Here is a 421-nt window from a genome sequence, read left to right as displayed (position 1 = left end):
GTGGACAAGCCCGCGCGGCGTGCACCTATCCTTTTTTCGCTGTCTCAGCATTCCTTCTCAAAACAACTCAAGATACTGAAAAGCAAGGTGCGGCATAAAAGGCGTTCCCAGGAGCTCAGAGGCCACGGGGGCTTGTAGCTCAGGTGGTTAGAGCGCTACACTGATAATGTAGAGGTCCGTGGTTCGAGTCCACGCAGGCCCACCACTTATTACCACAGCGTGACTGCGGTCACTCAAGGGGGATTAGCTCAGCTGGCTAGAGCGCCTGCTTTGCACGCAGGAGGTCAACGGTTCGACTCCGTTATTCTCCACCAGGCTTACACAACAACGCACAGTAGGAACAACAGGTTCTTACTTCTAACTTAAAGGCGATTGCCGCGGCACCGTTTACCGACGGGGCGGGCAGACGAGACTTTGAGAG

General features: G+C 54.9%; 2 tRNA genes. Both read left to right on the top strand.

What is annotated here, in order from left to right:
- The first annotated feature begins 128 nt into the window (after positions 1 to 128).
- A tRNA-Ile gene (locus AC5FXQ_RS21800) sits at positions 129 to 205 on the top strand.
- Between the two features lie 32 nt (positions 206 to 237).
- Positions 238 to 314, top strand: a tRNA-Ala gene (locus AC5FXQ_RS21795).
- The last annotated feature ends 107 nt before the right edge of the window (positions 315 to 421 follow it).

It is taken from the genome of Pontibacter sp. LHS1 (assembly GCF_058932855.1).
This window is presented reverse-complemented; position numbering and strand designations above follow the sequence as displayed.